11 protein-coding genes are annotated in these 14,188 nt (G+C 69.0%); 6 read left to right on the top strand and 5 right to left on the bottom strand.

Translation table 11 applies throughout. The features are described from left to right. Positions 1-12: 12 nt before the first annotated feature. From DMH03_RS29235 to DMH03_RS29220, 4 genes are read right to left on the bottom strand one after another with little or no spacing between them, the layout of a single operon-like run. The gene (locus DMH03_RS29235; protein ID WP_125795184.1) at positions 13-3,048 is read right to left on the bottom strand and encodes a WXG100 family type VII secretion target; all 3,036 of its coding nucleotides are present in this window, start codon (positions 3,046-3,048) and stop codon (positions 13-15) included. Then, positions 3,048-3,359, bottom strand: coding sequence for a hypothetical protein (locus DMH03_RS29230; RefSeq protein WP_034311561.1), 312 nt, complete (start codon positions 3,357-3,359; stop codon positions 3,048-3,050). The genes DMH03_RS29235 and DMH03_RS29230 overlap by 1 nt, the downstream gene beginning before the upstream one ends. A 5-nt stretch (positions 3,360-3,364) precedes the next feature. Beyond that, entirely contained in the window at positions 3,365-3,628 is a 264-nt protein-coding gene (locus DMH03_RS29225; protein WP_199746585.1) for an acyl carrier protein, read from the bottom strand. Beyond that, complete coding sequence (locus tag DMH03_RS29220) at positions 3,621-5,270, bottom strand: fatty acyl-AMP ligase (protein WP_199749059.1); 1,650 nt, start codon at positions 5,268-5,270, stop codon at positions 3,621-3,623. Before DMH03_RS29220 ends, DMH03_RS29225 begins: the two co-directional genes overlap by 8 nt. Before the next feature lie 209 nt (positions 5,271-5,479). Between DMH03_RS29220 and DMH03_RS29215 the strand changes: the two genes are divergently transcribed. Further along, a complete protein-coding gene (locus DMH03_RS29215; RefSeq protein WP_125795182.1) occupies positions 5,480-6,604 on the top strand; it encodes a S1 family peptidase in 1,125 nt (374 codons plus the stop codon). A gap of 57 nt (positions 6,605-6,661) precedes the next feature. On the opposite strand, the gene DMH03_RS29210 is transcribed toward DMH03_RS29215, so the two are convergent. Next, a complete protein-coding gene (locus tag DMH03_RS29210; RefSeq protein WP_125795181.1) occupies positions 6,662-7,450 on the bottom strand; it encodes a helix-turn-helix transcriptional regulator in 789 nt (262 codons plus the stop codon). Between the two features lie 117 nt (positions 7,451-7,567). Between DMH03_RS29210 and DMH03_RS29205 the strand changes: the two genes are divergently transcribed. The 5 genes from DMH03_RS29205 to DMH03_RS29185 all read left to right on the top strand — a co-directional run bounded on the left by DMH03_RS29205 (position 7,568) and on the right by DMH03_RS29185 (position 14,139). Continuing rightward, positions 7,568-8,620 carry an aldo/keto reductase gene (locus tag DMH03_RS29205; RefSeq protein ID WP_125795180.1) on the top strand — a complete coding sequence of 351 codons (1,053 nt, stop codon included), beginning with the start codon at positions 7,568-7,570 and terminating at the stop codon, positions 8,618-8,620. Between the two features lie 441 nt (positions 8,621-9,061). Beyond that, positions 9,062-10,321 carry an MFS transporter gene (locus DMH03_RS29200; protein WP_125795179.1) on the top strand — a complete coding sequence of 420 codons (1,260 nt, stop codon included), beginning with the start codon at positions 9,062-9,064 and terminating at the stop codon, positions 10,319-10,321. Beyond that, positions 10,318-11,634: an acetyl-CoA carboxylase biotin carboxylase subunit family protein gene (locus tag DMH03_RS29195; protein ID WP_125795178.1), complete on the top strand. Its 1,317-nt coding sequence runs from the start codon at positions 10,318-10,320 to the stop codon at positions 11,632-11,634. Before DMH03_RS29200 ends, DMH03_RS29195 begins: the two co-directional genes overlap by 4 nt. Continuing rightward, the gene (locus tag DMH03_RS29190) at positions 11,631-12,890 is read left to right on the top strand and encodes an acyl-CoA dehydrogenase family protein (RefSeq protein ID WP_125795177.1); all 1,260 of its coding nucleotides are present in this window, start codon (positions 11,631-11,633) and stop codon (positions 12,888-12,890) included. Before DMH03_RS29195 ends, DMH03_RS29190 begins: the two co-directional genes overlap by 4 nt. Further along, positions 12,883-14,139 carry an ATP-grasp domain-containing protein gene (locus DMH03_RS29185; RefSeq protein WP_125795176.1) on the top strand — a complete coding sequence of 419 codons (1,257 nt, stop codon included), beginning with the start codon at positions 12,883-12,885 and terminating at the stop codon, positions 14,137-14,139. The genes DMH03_RS29190 and DMH03_RS29185 overlap by 8 nt, the downstream gene beginning before the upstream one ends. Positions 14,140-14,188 lie beyond the last annotated feature (49 nt).

The following is a 14,188-nucleotide window of genomic DNA, read 5'->3' as shown; positions in this document are numbered from 1 at the left end:
CCCTGCCCCGGCTCACCGCTTACGGGTGACCGACTGATCCTCATCGTCCAGCAGTGAGCCGGTGATCCGGCCGGTGGGTTCGTTGATCTGGTCGAACACCTCGCCCTCGATCCGGTACGCGCGGTTGCTCCGTTCCTGGTCGCCGCCGCCCGCACCGCCCGCTCCACCGGCGCCCATGCCGCCCATCGGCGGCATCGCGCCACCGCCGAACGACTGACCGGCGGATCCGCCCATCGGGGCCGACGGCGCACCCGAAGCCACGGGTTGCGGCTGATGGGCCGGCGCACCACCGCCGGTGTGCACGCCCTCGGACAACGACTGGCCCGTCGCGGGGCTCGCGGTTTCGAAAGGCATTGAAGGCACTGCAGGCGACGAGGCGCCTCCGCCGAAACCACCGCCCCCTCCACCGCCGGAACCACTGCCACTGCTGACGTCACCGGCGGCGATGCCGTCAGGCACCGTCCCGCCGCCACCCTCGTGCGCGGTGAAGGCCGGACGGGGCTCGGGCTGCGTCGTGCCGGTGACGGGAGTGAGCGGCTGCGCGGCCTTGTCCGCGAGGGATTTCTCCTCGCCGAGCGTGTACGTGGTCGGCTTGCCGGTGCCGTCGTCGACGGTGACGACCGTCGGCCCGGACGGTCCGTCGGGACGTTCTGCGGTGATCTTCACATCGCCGTCCTGGATGTGGATCTTGCCGTCCGGACCCGGGCGGTGGACGTCGTCCTTGTCCGGCTTGCCGTCGTCCTGCCCGGGAGTGGAGCCCAGTTTGGACTCGTCGCCGTCGCCGGTCCAGTCGAGCTTGAAGTCCTTGGCGGGCCCGGAACCGTCGCCGACCTTGATCTCCATCTCGCCGTCTTTGTCCGGCTCGGTCATCTCGAAGGTCGTGTCGCCCTGCTTGACCTTGAGAGTCTCGCGTTCGCCGTCTTCGGCCTTGTCGCCGTCCTCGCCGGGTTTGTCGCCGGTGAGCTTGTCGCCGTCTTTACCGGGCAGCTCGTCGTCGAGCTTGTCCAAGGCGTCGGAGGCCTTCTTCTTCGCCTCTTCCGCGGCCTTCTCGTCGGCAGCCTGGGAATCGGTGTCCTTCGAGTCGCCATCGCCAAGGCCGCCAGGGGCGTCGCCCATCTTGTTCAGCGCGTCGGACGCCTGCTTCTTCGCGTCCTCAGTGGCCTTCTCGGCCGCGGCCTTGGCCTCGGCGGCGGCGTCCGTGTTGCCCCCGCCGCCACCCGGGCCACCGCCGGAGCCGCCACCGGGCCCGGAGCCGCCGGAACCGCCGAGGTCGGCACCGGTGGGACCGTCACCCAGCTTGCCCAGCGCTTCGGAAGCCTGCTTCTTCGCGTTTTCGGCAGCCGCGGCGGCCTGCTTTTTCGCCTCTTCGGCCGCGGCCTTCTGCTCGTCGCCGTTCGACGGCGGCGGAGCCGAGCCCGAGGGCGACGTCTGGTCCTTGTTCGCCTCCGGCCCACCGCCGAGACCGCCACCGGGGCCACCGCCGGAGCCGCCCGGCGACCCGCCCGTGCCGCCCTCCGGAATGTTCACCTCGGGGACCGGCGGAGGCTTGACCTGACCGCCCTGACCGGAACCGCCCGGCCCCGACTCACTCGGGCCCGAGCCGCCACCCGGACCGCTGCCCGAGCCGCCTTCCGTGCCACCGCCAGGGCCGCCACCCGGTCCACCGCCGGAGCCGCCGGTGAAGTCCGGGCCGTTGCCCGAACCGCCACCGGGCCCACCGCCGGGACCGCCACCGGTACCCGGGCCGCCGCCGGTACCGCCGCCAGGGCCACCTCCCGGACCGCCCTGTCCACCGGTGAAGTCCGGGGCGCCGCCACCGGGTCCGCCGCCCGTGCCGCCAGGTCCGCCACCCGTGCCACCGGCACCGCCCGCACCGCCCGTGTCACCGGCGCCTTCGAACTCGTTCTTGACCTTGCCCATGACCTTGTCGAGCTCGTCGTAGGCCTGGTTGACGAAATCCTTGGTTTCCTTGCAGGACTTGGCGAATCCCTCGTAGATGATGGTCCACATCTCGGGGATGAACTGCCGCTGGATCCACTGCTTGGCGAGGTTCTGGCCCGCCTTCTTGAACTCGTCGTCGTCGCAGCAGCCGTCGTTGTTCAACTGCTGGACCAGGTTGGAGCCGAAGTTGACGTCCATCCAGCCCGCGATCGCGCCGAGGTCCTCCTTGCCGCTCTTCTCACCGGCGGCGATGGCGATGACCTTCTGCGCCATCGCGAAGTCCGCTTTGCCGACGATCTCCTTGTACAGGTCGATGACCGTGTCGGCCTTGCCCTTGCACAGTTTGAACACCGCGGCGGTGGTGTGCAGTGTCGCTTCGCTCGCGTTGGTCAGTGTCTGGGAGAGTTTCTTGGCCTTGGGGAGGATCTTCTCGTTGTAGTTCTCCGACGAGGCGTCCGCGGCGTTTCCGGTCCAGGTCCCGTAAAGGGTGTTCAGCTGGGAACCGGTGTCGTCGATGGCCTTGTCGATGGTCTTCGAACCGGTCTTGAAGTGGGCGGCGTCGTCGACGAAGTTCTTGAAGCTGATGCCGCGCTGCTCGTCGAACGGCTTCTTGATGTCCTTCTCGAAGTCGAGCGCGCGAGTGGTGCCACGGCAGTCTTCCGGGAGCTTCGCCAGCAGCGAGCCGAAGGTCTCGAAGACCTTGAGCGCGGGCGCGGCGGCGTCGAAGATCTCGTCCGACGTCTTGGTCCCGGCGCCCTCCGCGGTGGGTTCCTTGGTGTCGTCGAGCTTTTTGTTGCCGTCGTCGACGGCCTTCTTCTCCGCGTTCCGGTTGAAGCTGGCCTGGTCGCCCGCGCCTTTCGCGTCCTTGAAGACCTTGTCGACGTCGTCGTCATACGGCAGGAGCGGGTGAGCGTTGTAGGACGCCGCGTACTTCTCGGCTTCCTTGCGCTTCTGCTTGATCTCCTCCGGCTCCTGGTCCGCCGTCCACGGCGGGGGCGCCGGATGCGTCCGCATCCACGAGCCGATGAGCTGGGTCTTCTTCTCGGCGGGAACGGCCGGGTCGTCGAGGACGGCTTTGACGTCGGTCCAGGTGGTTTCGGTGGCCACTAGCGCATCCCCGTCTCGGTGATCTTGTTCTTCTGCTCGTCCTCATTGGTGCCGTAGGCCGTGCCGGCGGTGCCGAGGTTCGTGCCGAACGAGCCGAGCGTGGTGCTGTACCCCTGGACCGACGCCCACAACGCCGCCACCCCATCGGTGTACTTCTTCGCGTGGTCGCCGTGAGCCTGGCCGAAGCCCGCCGCGTTCACCGGCGTACTCGACAGATCCGGATTGTCCTCGAGCAACTGCTCGGTCAGCTTTCCGATGTTCTTCGACGCCGATGAAAGCGCATCGGTCGCCGCGGTGAAGCCCCCGCTCATTCTTTTCAGCGCCTTTCGTCGGATCCGCCGGCATTGCCGCCGAGTGCCTCTGCGAGGACTTCGGCCACCGACCCGATGTCGGTGAACCGGTCCAGCTGGTCCAGATCAATTCTCACGTCGTGGTAGATCTCCAGCGCCGACAGGAGTCTTATCCGTCCCTTGGAGTCGATACCCAGCTCTTCGAGTGGTGCGTCGAACTCGATTTCGGCGGGATCAAGCCGAAAAGTCTCGCTGACGACCTTCACGACCTCCGCGCGGTGATCACCCACGGCGCCGACTATAACGCGCCCTCGCCGCCGCACGCGCGACCTTGCCACTGGAAGTGCGCGGAAGGTCACCGGAGGGAACCAGACGTACGGATCGCAACGTCAGATCATGTTCCCGTGACACCGCGCGCAATACCACTCTGGTGACTTCTTTGACATCGGCTTCGGCGTTCTTTGCCCATTCGGCTACCAACATCGCCCCTTCGCCCATTTCGTCCGAGATTCCGAAGGCGGCGACGCGATCGCGGCGGATCGCCGGATGCGCTTCCCCCGCCACCGCTTCGATGTCCTGCGGATGGAAATTGCGGCCGTCGATGACGATGAGGTCCTTGAGCCTGCCGGTGATGTAGAGGTCTCCGCGGTGGAACACGCCGAGGTCACCCGTGCGCAGCCAGCCGCCGAGGCCGTCGAGTTCGCCCGCGAACGCGGCCGCGTCGCCGCGGCCCCAGTATCCCGCGGCGACGTTCGGCCCGTGGATCCAGATCTCCCCGGCGAGGCCGTCGGGCCGCGCCACCCCGTCGCGGACGATCCGGACCCTCTGTCCGAGGGGACGGCCGACCGAGACGAGTTCCTGGCCGTCGGGCACCTCGATCGCCCGGCCCTGCGCGAGGGCCTCCCTGTCGAACACCGCGCCCCGTGGACCCTCGGCGCCTGCACTCGCGACGTACACAGTGGCCTCGGCCAGGCCATAAGACGGACGATGCGCTTCCGGCCGGAATCCGCGTGGGCCGAAGGCTTCCAGGAAACGCGCGACCGTACGCGGCCGGACCGGCTCGGCACCGTTGAGCGCGACCCGGACGTCGGAGAGGTCGAGCTCGTCCCCTGCCTCGCCGGCGGCTTCGACGGCCAGGTCGAAGGCGAAGTTCGGCGCGGCGGTGAACACGGCCGGGTGATCGGCGAGCTGACGGAGCCATCTCACGGGCCGGTGCACGAACTCGGCGGGCGCCATGAACACCGATCGCGCTCCCGCGTGGACCGGCAGGCAGAGCAGCTGGATCAGGCCCATGTCGTGGAAGAACGGGATCCAGCCGGCGCAGGTCGTGTTCTCGTCGACGGCGTAGGCGCGGCTCGCCTGCCAGCACGCCGCGGCGACCGCCCGGTGCGGGATGACGGCACCGGCGGGCTCGCGGGTCGACCCGGACGTGTACTGCAGGTAGGCGGGGCTTTCGGGAGTGACAGGTAGCGGATCGATGCCCGGTCCGGAGACCTCGTCGACCACGATCAGCTGGTCAGGTGTTCCGACCTCGCGCACCTTCACGGCGGCGGCAGCGGAGGTCAGCCACACCCTCGCGTCGCAGTCCGCCAGCACACCGGTGAGCCTGCCTCGCCGAGCAGGGCTGCCCGGAGCCATCAGCGGTACGGCCACCAGGCCGGCGGCGAGCGCCCCGAAGAACGCCAAGGGGTAATTCAGGTCCTGGCCGGTGAGCACGGCGGCGCGATCACCCGGCCGTGTGACCCGCCGCAGTGCCCCGGCGATCACTCGCACCCGGGAGACGAACTCCGTCCAGGTGACCGTGTGGTCCAGACCGGCGCCGTGGTCCTGATGCGTGAACAGCGGGCGCGGGTCGGCTTCGCGAGCGAAAAGCCGCTCGACGATCGAGGTGCGCAGCACCTGTTCCGGCACATCCTCCGGCGACGCGGTCATATCCGGCAACGTACTGGAACCACCGGGAGGGCGCTCGGATGGCCCACGTGACCCGACTGTCCTAAGTAGACGATCCTCGGCGCGATCCGCCGGCATTCGCTCTTGTGAATTCCGGACAGAAGACCGGACATTTCTCGCCCTTTGGCCGGCCTCGGCCGCACACTCGGCGGGCAGTGTGTTTCTTTCCCCCGGCCTTGGAGGACTAGACCATGCGTCGAAGAATCGCCCTGGCAGTCGGCGGCGCCGCCGTCCTGACCGCGAGTCTCATTTCCGCCGCCCTCGCCCCGATCGCGCAGGCTTCCCCCGGACTGATCGCCGCCATGCAGCGGGACCTGGGGCTCACCGCCGCGCAGGCCTCGACCCGGCTCACCCAGGAAATGACCGCCTCACGGGTGCTGCCCGGCGCCCAGCAGGCCGCCGGTGCCGCGTTCGGCGGCGCCTGGTTCGACCCTGCGCGTGGCAAACTCGTCGTCGGGGTGACCGATCCCGCGGCGGCCGCCGCCGTCCGGCAAGCCGGTGCCGAACCTGCCGCGGTCGCGATCAGCGCGGCCCGGCTCGACGCGGCGAAGGCCGAGATCGACTCCTCGACCAAGACCCGGCCCGCCCCCGCCGCCGTCAGCGGCTGGCGTGCCGACCCGCGCAGCGGCAGTGTCGTGGTCGCCGTCCGCCCGGGCGCGCACGGCTCCGACGTCGACGATTTCCTCGCCAGGGCAAGGAAATCCGGTTCGGTCACGGTGGTCACCGCAGCCAAGGCCGAACCGTTCGCGGCGGGCACCGTCGGCGGCGACCCGTACTACATCAACGGGAACACCCGCTGTTCGATCGGCTTCTCCGTCCACGGCGGATTCGTCAGCGCCGGCCACTGCGGCGGCAACGGCAGCCCGGTCGTCGGCTGGGACGGCTCGGCCATGGGCAGCTTCGCCGGTTCTTCCTTCCCCGGCAACGACTACGCGTTCATCCGGATCGGCAACGGCTGGTGGACCGCACCGGTCGTACTCGGCTGGGGCACGGTGAGCGACGCGCTCGTCCGCGGATCGTGGGTCGCGCCGGTGGGCACCTCGGTGTGCCGGTCCGGTTCGACCACGCACTGGCACTGCGGCACCGTGCTGGGGCACAACGAAACGGTGAACTACTCGCAAGGCGCGGTGCACCAGATGACCCGCACCAACGTCTGCGCGGAACCCGGCGACTCCGGTGGCTCCTTCATCACCGGCGACCAGGCGCAGGGTGTCACCTCCGGCGGCTGGGGCAACTGCGGTTCCGGCGGCGAAACCTGGTTCCAGCCGGTGAACGAGATCCTGCAGACCTACGGCCTGTCGCTCGTCACCGCTTGAAGCGCGTGAAGGCCCCCTTCCCTCGGCTGAGCCGAGGGAAGGGGGCCTTCACGCGCTTCAGGAGCCCACGCGGTAGATCACCAGCCGCTGGTCCGAATCCTGCAGTGGCGTGAGCACTTCGTAGTGCAGTTCGAGCATGCCGGCCTCGGGATGCCGCATCACCTTGCGCCCGCGGCCGTTGACCTTCACGTCACGTTCGGCCCACAACCGCGCGATTTCCTCGTCGGCGGTGAATTCGGCGATGAGCTCGGTCAAGGCCTGATCGTCCGGATGCGCTGCCCACGCGGCGCGCAGATGGGCGATCCCCTCCCGGACGACACGTTCACGGTCCGCGTAGTACTCGCGGATCTCGGGATGTTTGAGGCACAGCCACATCGAATTGCGCTGCGAGGGCGGCAAGGTGTCGAAATCCACCAGCAGCCGCGCCATTTCGTCGTTCCAGGCCAGGATGTCGTAGCGGTGGTTCATCAGCATGGCCGGCAGCGGTGACAGGTCGGCGACCAGCCGGGCCAGCGGCGGCGCCGCGGTGGTCGCGAGTTTGTCTGCGTTGCGGGGACGCTGCCGCGCCAGGTCGAAGAGGTAGGCACGTTCATCGGGGGCAAGGCGCAGCGCCCCGGCCAAGGCCTCCACCACGTCCGCCGAGGGCCGCAGCCCACGGGCCTGTTCCAGCCGCACGATGTAGTCGACGCTGACCCCGGCCAGTTCGGCGACCTCCTCCCGGCGCAGCCCCGGGGTCCGCCGGGACCGGCGCGACGGCAGGCCGAAAGCGTCCGGGTCCAGGCGTTCACGCCGGGTCCGCAGGAACGCGGCCAGCTCCTGTGTCGTGTCCACGGTGGAGGTCGTCATGCCGGGTCCAACAGCGAGGGTGGGACCACTGTTCCCAGGAAGTCCTCTCCCTTAACCCCTGCTCGCGGCGGTCGCAGACTCGTCTTCGACCACGGATCACGAGTACAGGAGGACACGATGTCACTCACCCTCGACACCTACCGGCTGCTGGGCCGGTCCGGGCTGCGGGTCTCCCCGCTGGCGCTGGGCGCGGCGACCTTCGGCACCGAATGGGGCTGGGGCGCCGGGCGGGACGAGGCACGCAAGCTGTTCGATCACTACGTCGAACGCGGCGGCAACTTCATCGACACCGCCAACACCTACACCGACGGCAGCTCCGAGCGGCTGCTGGGCGAATTCGCCCGCGACAACCGCGAAAGCCTCGTGCTGGCGACGAAGTACACGACACTGCGCCGCCCCGGCGACCCGAATTCCGGCGGCGGCCAGCGCAAGAGCCTGTTCGCGTCGGTGGAAGCGAGCCTGCGGCAGCTGAACACGGACTACATCGACCTGCTTTACCTGCACCTGTGGGATTTCACGACACCGGTCGAGGAGATACTGCGCGGGATGGACGACCTGGTCCGCCAGGGCAAGGTCCTGTACGTGGCGATCTCCAACGCCCCGGCCTGGGAAGTGTCGCGAATGCAGGCGATCTCCGACCTGCGCGGCTGGTCGCCGCTGGTCGCGCTGCAGATCGAGTACAACCTGATCGAGCGCACCGGGGAACGCGACCTGATCCCCATGGCACGCGAGATGGGGCTGGGAGTGGTCCCCTGGTCGCCGCTGGCGGGCGGGGTGCTCACCGGGAAATACGACCGCGACGACTTGGCTCCTTCCGAGGACGGCACCCGCAAGAACTTCAACCTCGCCCTGGGCACGCTCACCGAACGCAACCTCGCGATCGTGGACGTCGTGAAGGAGGTCGCCGCGGAACTCGGCCGCACCCCCGCCCAGATCGGGCTGGCGTGGACCCTGCGGAACCCGAGCGTGACGGCACCGATCATCGGCGCCCGCACCCCCGCCCAGCTGAAGGACAACCTCGGCGCGCTGGACGTCGAGTTCACGGCCTCGCAACTGGCCCGCCTCGACGAGGCGAGCGCGATCGAACTCGGCTTCCCGCACGACATGCTCGCCCGTGACACGACCCTCGCGCTGACGCGCGGCGACATGACGATCGAACCGCGCCGCTGACGGAGGGGTCTCGGTGCCGCATGGCGGGTGGTGAGGAGGCTCGCGTAAGTACATGAAGGACCCCTTCCTGTACCTAGGCGCAAGGAAGGGGTCCTTCATGTACTGGGCAAGGTGTGAAGGTCGAGTTCCTCGGCTGAGCCGAGCGAAGGGGACCTTCACGCGCCATCGCTGTAGCTGGTAACCCTCTTGACCCAAAACGCTCGCGACCGGGAAGCGCGCCAGATTCCCGAACCGACGGGAACAGTTCCCCTACCTGCCGGGAAAGATCCGAAATTAGCCTTCGGTCACCGGTCGGCCACGTCGGCACCACCTCCCCATGGACTGGACCCGCGCCGGTAAATCTCGTGAACCACCGCGGGTATCCGAATCTGGAGGATGTGTGACTGAGCGAGAAGTCGACGTATCGGCGATCGGCGGCCGGGCGAAGCCGGGCGGGTCCGCATGACCGGCGCCACGAGGACCGGCGTCTTCGCGGTACTGCGGTCGACCCCGGCCCCCGTCAGGTATCTGCTCGGCGGCGTGCTGGTCAACCAGCTGGGCGCGTTCGTCCAGACGTTCCTGATCCTGTACCTGACGTTCCGGGGCACCTCGGTCGGTTTCGCCGGGGTCTGCCTCGCCGCGTACAGCGTGGGGGCGATCTTCGGTGCCATGCTCGGCGGCGAGCTGACCCACCGGTTCGGTGGCCGCGCGACGATCGTGACGGCGATGACGTGCGCGGCGCCGCTCGTCGCGTCGATCCCGCTGGTCCGGGGTACGCCTTGGGCACTGGTCACGGCGGTCGCGCTGTCCGGGCTGGCGATCCAGGCGTACCGGCCGGCGGCCGCGGTGCTGCTCGCGGAGTACATGCCGGAAGAGCACAAGGTCATGGGCTTTTCGATGATGCGCATCGCGCTGAACATCGGCGCGGCCGTGGCGCCGCTGATCGGCGCCGTGGTCATCCAGGTGAACTGGGATCTGCTGTTCTGGCTGGACGGGATGACGGCGGCGCTGTGGGCGTTGCTGGCGTTCGTGTTGCTGCCGAAGGGAAGCAGCACCCCCCACGAGTCCAAAGCCGACGCTCCTCCCGCGCTGAGCGCCCGCGCGGTGTACGGGACGATGATCCGGGACACCCGGTTCCTGTGTTATCTGGTGGCCGGGCTGTTCGGCATGATGATCTACGCCGGCTGGGTCGCGGTGCTGCCGTTGAACATCGTCGACGCCGGTTATCCGGTGGGGCTGTACAGCACGGTGCTGGTGATCTCCTCGGTCGTGCTGATCACCTGTGAACTGAAGATCACCACCTACATCGTCCGGATCCCGAAGAATCTCGCCGGTCTGTTCGGCAACCTGGTGAGCGCGCTGGGATTCGCGCTCTACGGGCTGATCGCGCAGCATCAGTTCTTCGTGATCGCCGGCGCCTTGCTGGCGGTGTCCGGGCTGATGATCCACGGACCGAGCACGGCCTCCCATCCGGCGACTTTCCCGGTGGAGCTGAGAAGCCGCTACATCGCGACGAAGGAGACGTTGTCCGGGGTGGCCGCGACGATCGGGCCGGTGCTGGGGCTGTTCCTCTGGAGCGAATTCGGCGGCCCGGGGTTCTGGGGCTTCTGCGCGGTGCTGTCCGTCATCGCCGGATCGATGCACATCTACGGCCTCAAACAACCACCCGTGGTGGAAAAGGTGGCCAAACCCGAGCCGGAAGTCGTGGGAGAGCGACCATGAACGAAGCCAACGGTGTCCTGCTGATCATCGGCAGCGGCCTGAAGTTGTACCGCGAGTACCTGGTCTCGTCCATCCATCGGTGCGCCCGCGAGGCCGGACTCGGCCTGGTGCTGCTGAACAATCTCAAACCCACCTGGCAGCACGCGTATTTCGACGAGATCGTCCACACGGACGTGTTCGACGCGGACGAGATGCTCGCCGCTGCCCGTGAGGTCGCCGGACGGCACCGGATCGCCGGTCTGATGTGCTGGGACGAGCCGGTCGTGCTCGCCGCGGGTGAGCTCGCCGCCGAACTCGGGGTCCCCGGGTTGAGCGTCGACGGCGTCCGCGGCTGCCGCGACAAGAACCGCACCCGCACCGTGCTGACCGCGGAAGGATTGCCGCAGCCGGGATACGCCTTGACCACCGGTCTCGACGAGGACCTCGCCGAGGCCGCCCGGATCGGCTATCCGGTGGTGCTCAAGCCGAGGGCGATGGGCGCGAGCATCGGCGTGGTGTACGCCGCCGACGAGTCCGAAGTGGACGCCGCGTTCGGCGTAGCCATGGGCGCCGCCACCGTCGACCAGAGCCGCTACGGCGGCGGCGCGATCGTGGAGGGTTACGTCTCCGGGCCCGAGATCAGCATCGACGCCGCCGTGTACAAGGGCGAGTACCTGCCGATGTTCGTGGCCCGTAAGGAAACCGGCGACCAGCCGTACTTCGAGGAGGTCGGGCACGTCGTCGACGCCGGCGATCCGCTGCTGCACGACACCGAACTGAGGGACGTCCTGGCGCGGGCGCATCGCGCGCTCGGCGTGGAGGACGGCATCACCCATTCCGAGGTCCGGCTGACCGACCGCGGCCCGCTGATCATCGAGATCAACGGGCGCCTCGGCGGTGACCTGATCCCGTTCCTCGGCCGGACCGCCACCGGTCTCGACCCCGGCGAGATCCTGTTCGCCGTGGCGACCGGGCGGCGGCCGGTCATCGCCCCGACCCGGCACGCGGTCGCCGGGATCCGGTTCGGCTACCCCGATCACGACTGCCTGGTCCACGAAGTCACGGTCCCCGCCGAGGCGCCGGGCCTGGTCGTCGCGTCACCGATGGTCGATCCCGGGGCCACCCTGCGGCTGCCGCCCGGCGGCTACATCGCCCGGCATTCGTTCGTGGTGTGCGAAGCCGATGACCGCGAGACCTGCGCCCGGCGACTGGACGCGGCGGCCGCACTGGTGCGGGTCGACGCCGATCCGGTGGACCCACCAGAACCCGGTACCGCCTTCGAGATGCCCGCCGGGCTGCTCGACGTCGACGAACACGAGGGAGTTTCCGCATGACCATGACCGAACCCGTCCGCACCGACAGGCCGCTGACCGGCGCGCAGATCCTCGCGAACGCGAAGGCGCTCGCACCGATCCTGCGCGAGCGGGCGGCGGAGATCGAAAAGAACCGGAGCCTGCCCGCGGACGTGGTCGAGTTGCTGCGCGACGCCGGTGTCTTCCGGATCGGTTTCAGCCGGGACTGGGGCGGCCCCGAGATGACCTCGATGGAGCAGACCGAGGTGATCGAAGCGCTTTCGTACGGCGACGCGTCCGTCGGCTGGTGTGCCAAACTCGGCTCGGACATCGGGTTGCACGCCAACTTCCTCGACCAGGACGAAGCCCGCCGGATGTTCACCAGCATCGACATGCACTCCGCCGGTGTGCTTCCCGTGACGGGGCACGCGGAACGTGTTCCCGGCGGCTACCGGCTCACCGGCCGCTGGAGTTTCGGCAGCGGCTCGACCCACGCCGACTGGGTGGCGTCCGGGGCCATGGTGTTCGAGAACGGTGAGCCCTACGCCAGCCCGGACGGCAGCAACCCGCACGAGTCGCGGCTGTTCATGGTGCCCGGCCACGAGATCGAATCCGTCGACAACTGGTACACCCTCGGCCTGTGCGGCTCCGGCAGCAGCGACTACACGATCACGGACGTCTTCGTCCCGGAGAACCACACCCTGACGTTCGACAACCCGCAGGTGCCCAACGGGCCGCTGGTGCAGCCGGACGTGATCCAGCGCAGCATGTGCGGCGTCCCGCTCGGCGTGGCGAGGGCCGCGCTGGACTACGTCCGCGGCCTCACCATGGAACGGGTCGACATGCTGAAGGGCTCGCCGTGGCGGATGAGCGGCGTGGCCTGGAAGGACAATGAGCGCATCCAGATCACCCTTGCCGAATGCGAGGCCGACTACAGCACGACGCGGGCCGGTGTTTACCAGGCGCTGCAGCGCCAATGGGAGGTCACCGCCGACGGCACCGGCACGCTGGACGATCTCACGCCCGACGAGCGCGTCGCTCCGGCGCTGACCGGCTGGCAGGCCTTCCAGATGTCGAAGCGGGTCGTGCAGCGGCTCTGCGATCTGCTCGGCACCGCGGCCATCCGGTCGGGCGACCCGATGAACCGGTGGCTGCGCGACTCGATGACCATGGCCATGCACCCCACCGCGCGGGACCGCGTCACCCAGACGGTCGGCGCGCATCTGGTCGGCGCCAAGCCGTCCATGCGGTTCATGCTCGGCATCGTCGACAAGCCCAAGACCGAGTCCGATGCGTGAGCAGCGGCCCATCCTGATCGTCGGGTTCGTGACGCCGGTGCTGATGGCACTGACCGGCACCGAACCCGGCGGTTCGGTCGTCCTCGTCGAGGAGCCGGACGTCATCCGCAAACGGGATCTGCGCACGAGGCTGGCCGGCTCTCCCCTGGTCGGTGAACTGATCGCCTGGGAGCACGCCCGGCCCGGCTCGGCCGACGAGTTCTACGTCGCCCATCCGGACCTGGACCCGGCCGCGGTGATCCCGCTGATCGAGTACGCCACCCCGTTCGCCGCCCGGCTCGCCGAACGCTACGGCCTGCCGGGCGCGACCCTGGGGGCCGCGCAGATCCTGCGGGACAAGGCGATGCTGCGGAAGGTCAGCGCGGCCGCCGGGCTGGCCAATCCGGAAAGCGCCACCGTGACCTCTCCGGAGGACGTGCTGGCGTTCCTGCGCGCCCACCCCGGCCCGGTGGTGCTCAAACCGGCGAACCGGCAGGCCGCGGTCGGCACGCAGATCATCCGTGACCCCGGCGAGGTCGGCCAGGCATGGGCGAGCTGCGTCGAACAGGACGAGGGCATCTTCGTCCCCGACCGGCCGATGGAACTGTCCATGCTGGTCGAGCGGTACGTGCCAGGACCCGAGTACAGCGTCGAGATGCTCGTCCGCGACGGGCGGCAGCTGTTCGCCAACGTCACCGGCAAACAGCTTTACCCCGGCCCGCGGCCGGTGGAGCTGGCCCATATCGTGCCGGCCGACATTCCCGCCGACCTCACCGAGGAGCTCGCGGCACTGACCTGTCAGGTCGTCGAGGCGGTCGGATTCGCCGACGGCATCCTGCACTGCGAGTGGATCGTCTCCGACGGACGGCCGTACCTGGTGGAATGCGCCGGCCGGATCGCCGGTGACGGGATCATGGAGGTCATCGACCGCGCCTACTCGATGGAGCTGTTGCGTTCCTACGTGGCGATGATGCGCGGTGAGATGCTGCCCGAGTTGCCTCGCCGCGCCAAGGGCGGCGCCGCCGTCCGGTTCGTCCCGATGGAGCCGGGCGTGATCGACGCCGTCCTCGGGCTCGAGCAGGCCCGGCAGGTGGAAGGCGTGTTCCTGGTGGACATCCAGGTCAAACCGGGCCACCGGTTCACCGGGCTGCGCAGCTCGTGGGACCGGACGGGTTTGGTGATGGCCGTCGCGGACAGCCCCGCCGAAGCGTTGCAGCGCGCGGAAAAAGCCGCGGGCCTGATCCGTATCGAGGTCACCCCGGAGGACTGAACGCGCGTGAAGGCCCCCTTCCCTCGGCTGAGCCGAGGGAAGGGGGCCT

Source organism: Amycolatopsis sp. WAC 01376 (assembly GCF_003947415.1).
GTDB lineage: Bacteria > Actinomycetota > Actinomycetes > Mycobacteriales > Pseudonocardiaceae > Amycolatopsis.
This window is presented reverse-complemented; position numbering and strand designations above follow the sequence as displayed.

Bases quoted from the DNA above. Each gene is read 5' to 3' on its own strand.
- DMH03_RS29230 (WP_034311561.1), bottom strand. From the start codon at position 3,359: ATGAGCGGGGGCTTCACCGCGGCGACCGATGCGCTTTCATCGGCGTCG.
- DMH03_RS29220 (WP_199749059.1), bottom strand. From the start codon at position 5,270: ATGACCGCGTCGCCGGAGGATGTGCCGGAACAGGTGCTGCGCACCTCG.
- DMH03_RS29215 (WP_125795182.1), top strand. From the start codon at position 5,480: ATGCGTCGAAGAATCGCCCTGGCAGTCGGCGGCGCCGCCGTCCTGACC.
- DMH03_RS29210 (WP_125795181.1), bottom strand. From the start codon at position 7,450: ATGACGACCTCCACCGTGGACACGACACAGGAGCTGGCCGCGTTCCTG.
- DMH03_RS29205 (WP_125795180.1), top strand. From the start codon at position 7,568: ATGTCACTCACCCTCGACACCTACCGGCTGCTGGGCCGGTCCGGGCTG.
- DMH03_RS29200 (WP_125795179.1), top strand. From the start codon at position 9,062: ATGACCGGCGCCACGAGGACCGGCGTCTTCGCGGTACTGCGGTCGACC.
- DMH03_RS29195 (WP_125795178.1), top strand. From the start codon at position 10,318: ATGAACGAAGCCAACGGTGTCCTGCTGATCATCGGCAGCGGCCTGAAG.
- DMH03_RS29190 (WP_125795177.1), top strand. From the start codon at position 11,631: ATGACCATGACCGAACCCGTCCGCACCGACAGGCCGCTGACCGGCGCG.
- DMH03_RS29185 (WP_125795176.1), top strand. From the start codon at position 12,883: ATGCGTGAGCAGCGGCCCATCCTGATCGTCGGGTTCGTGACGCCGGTG.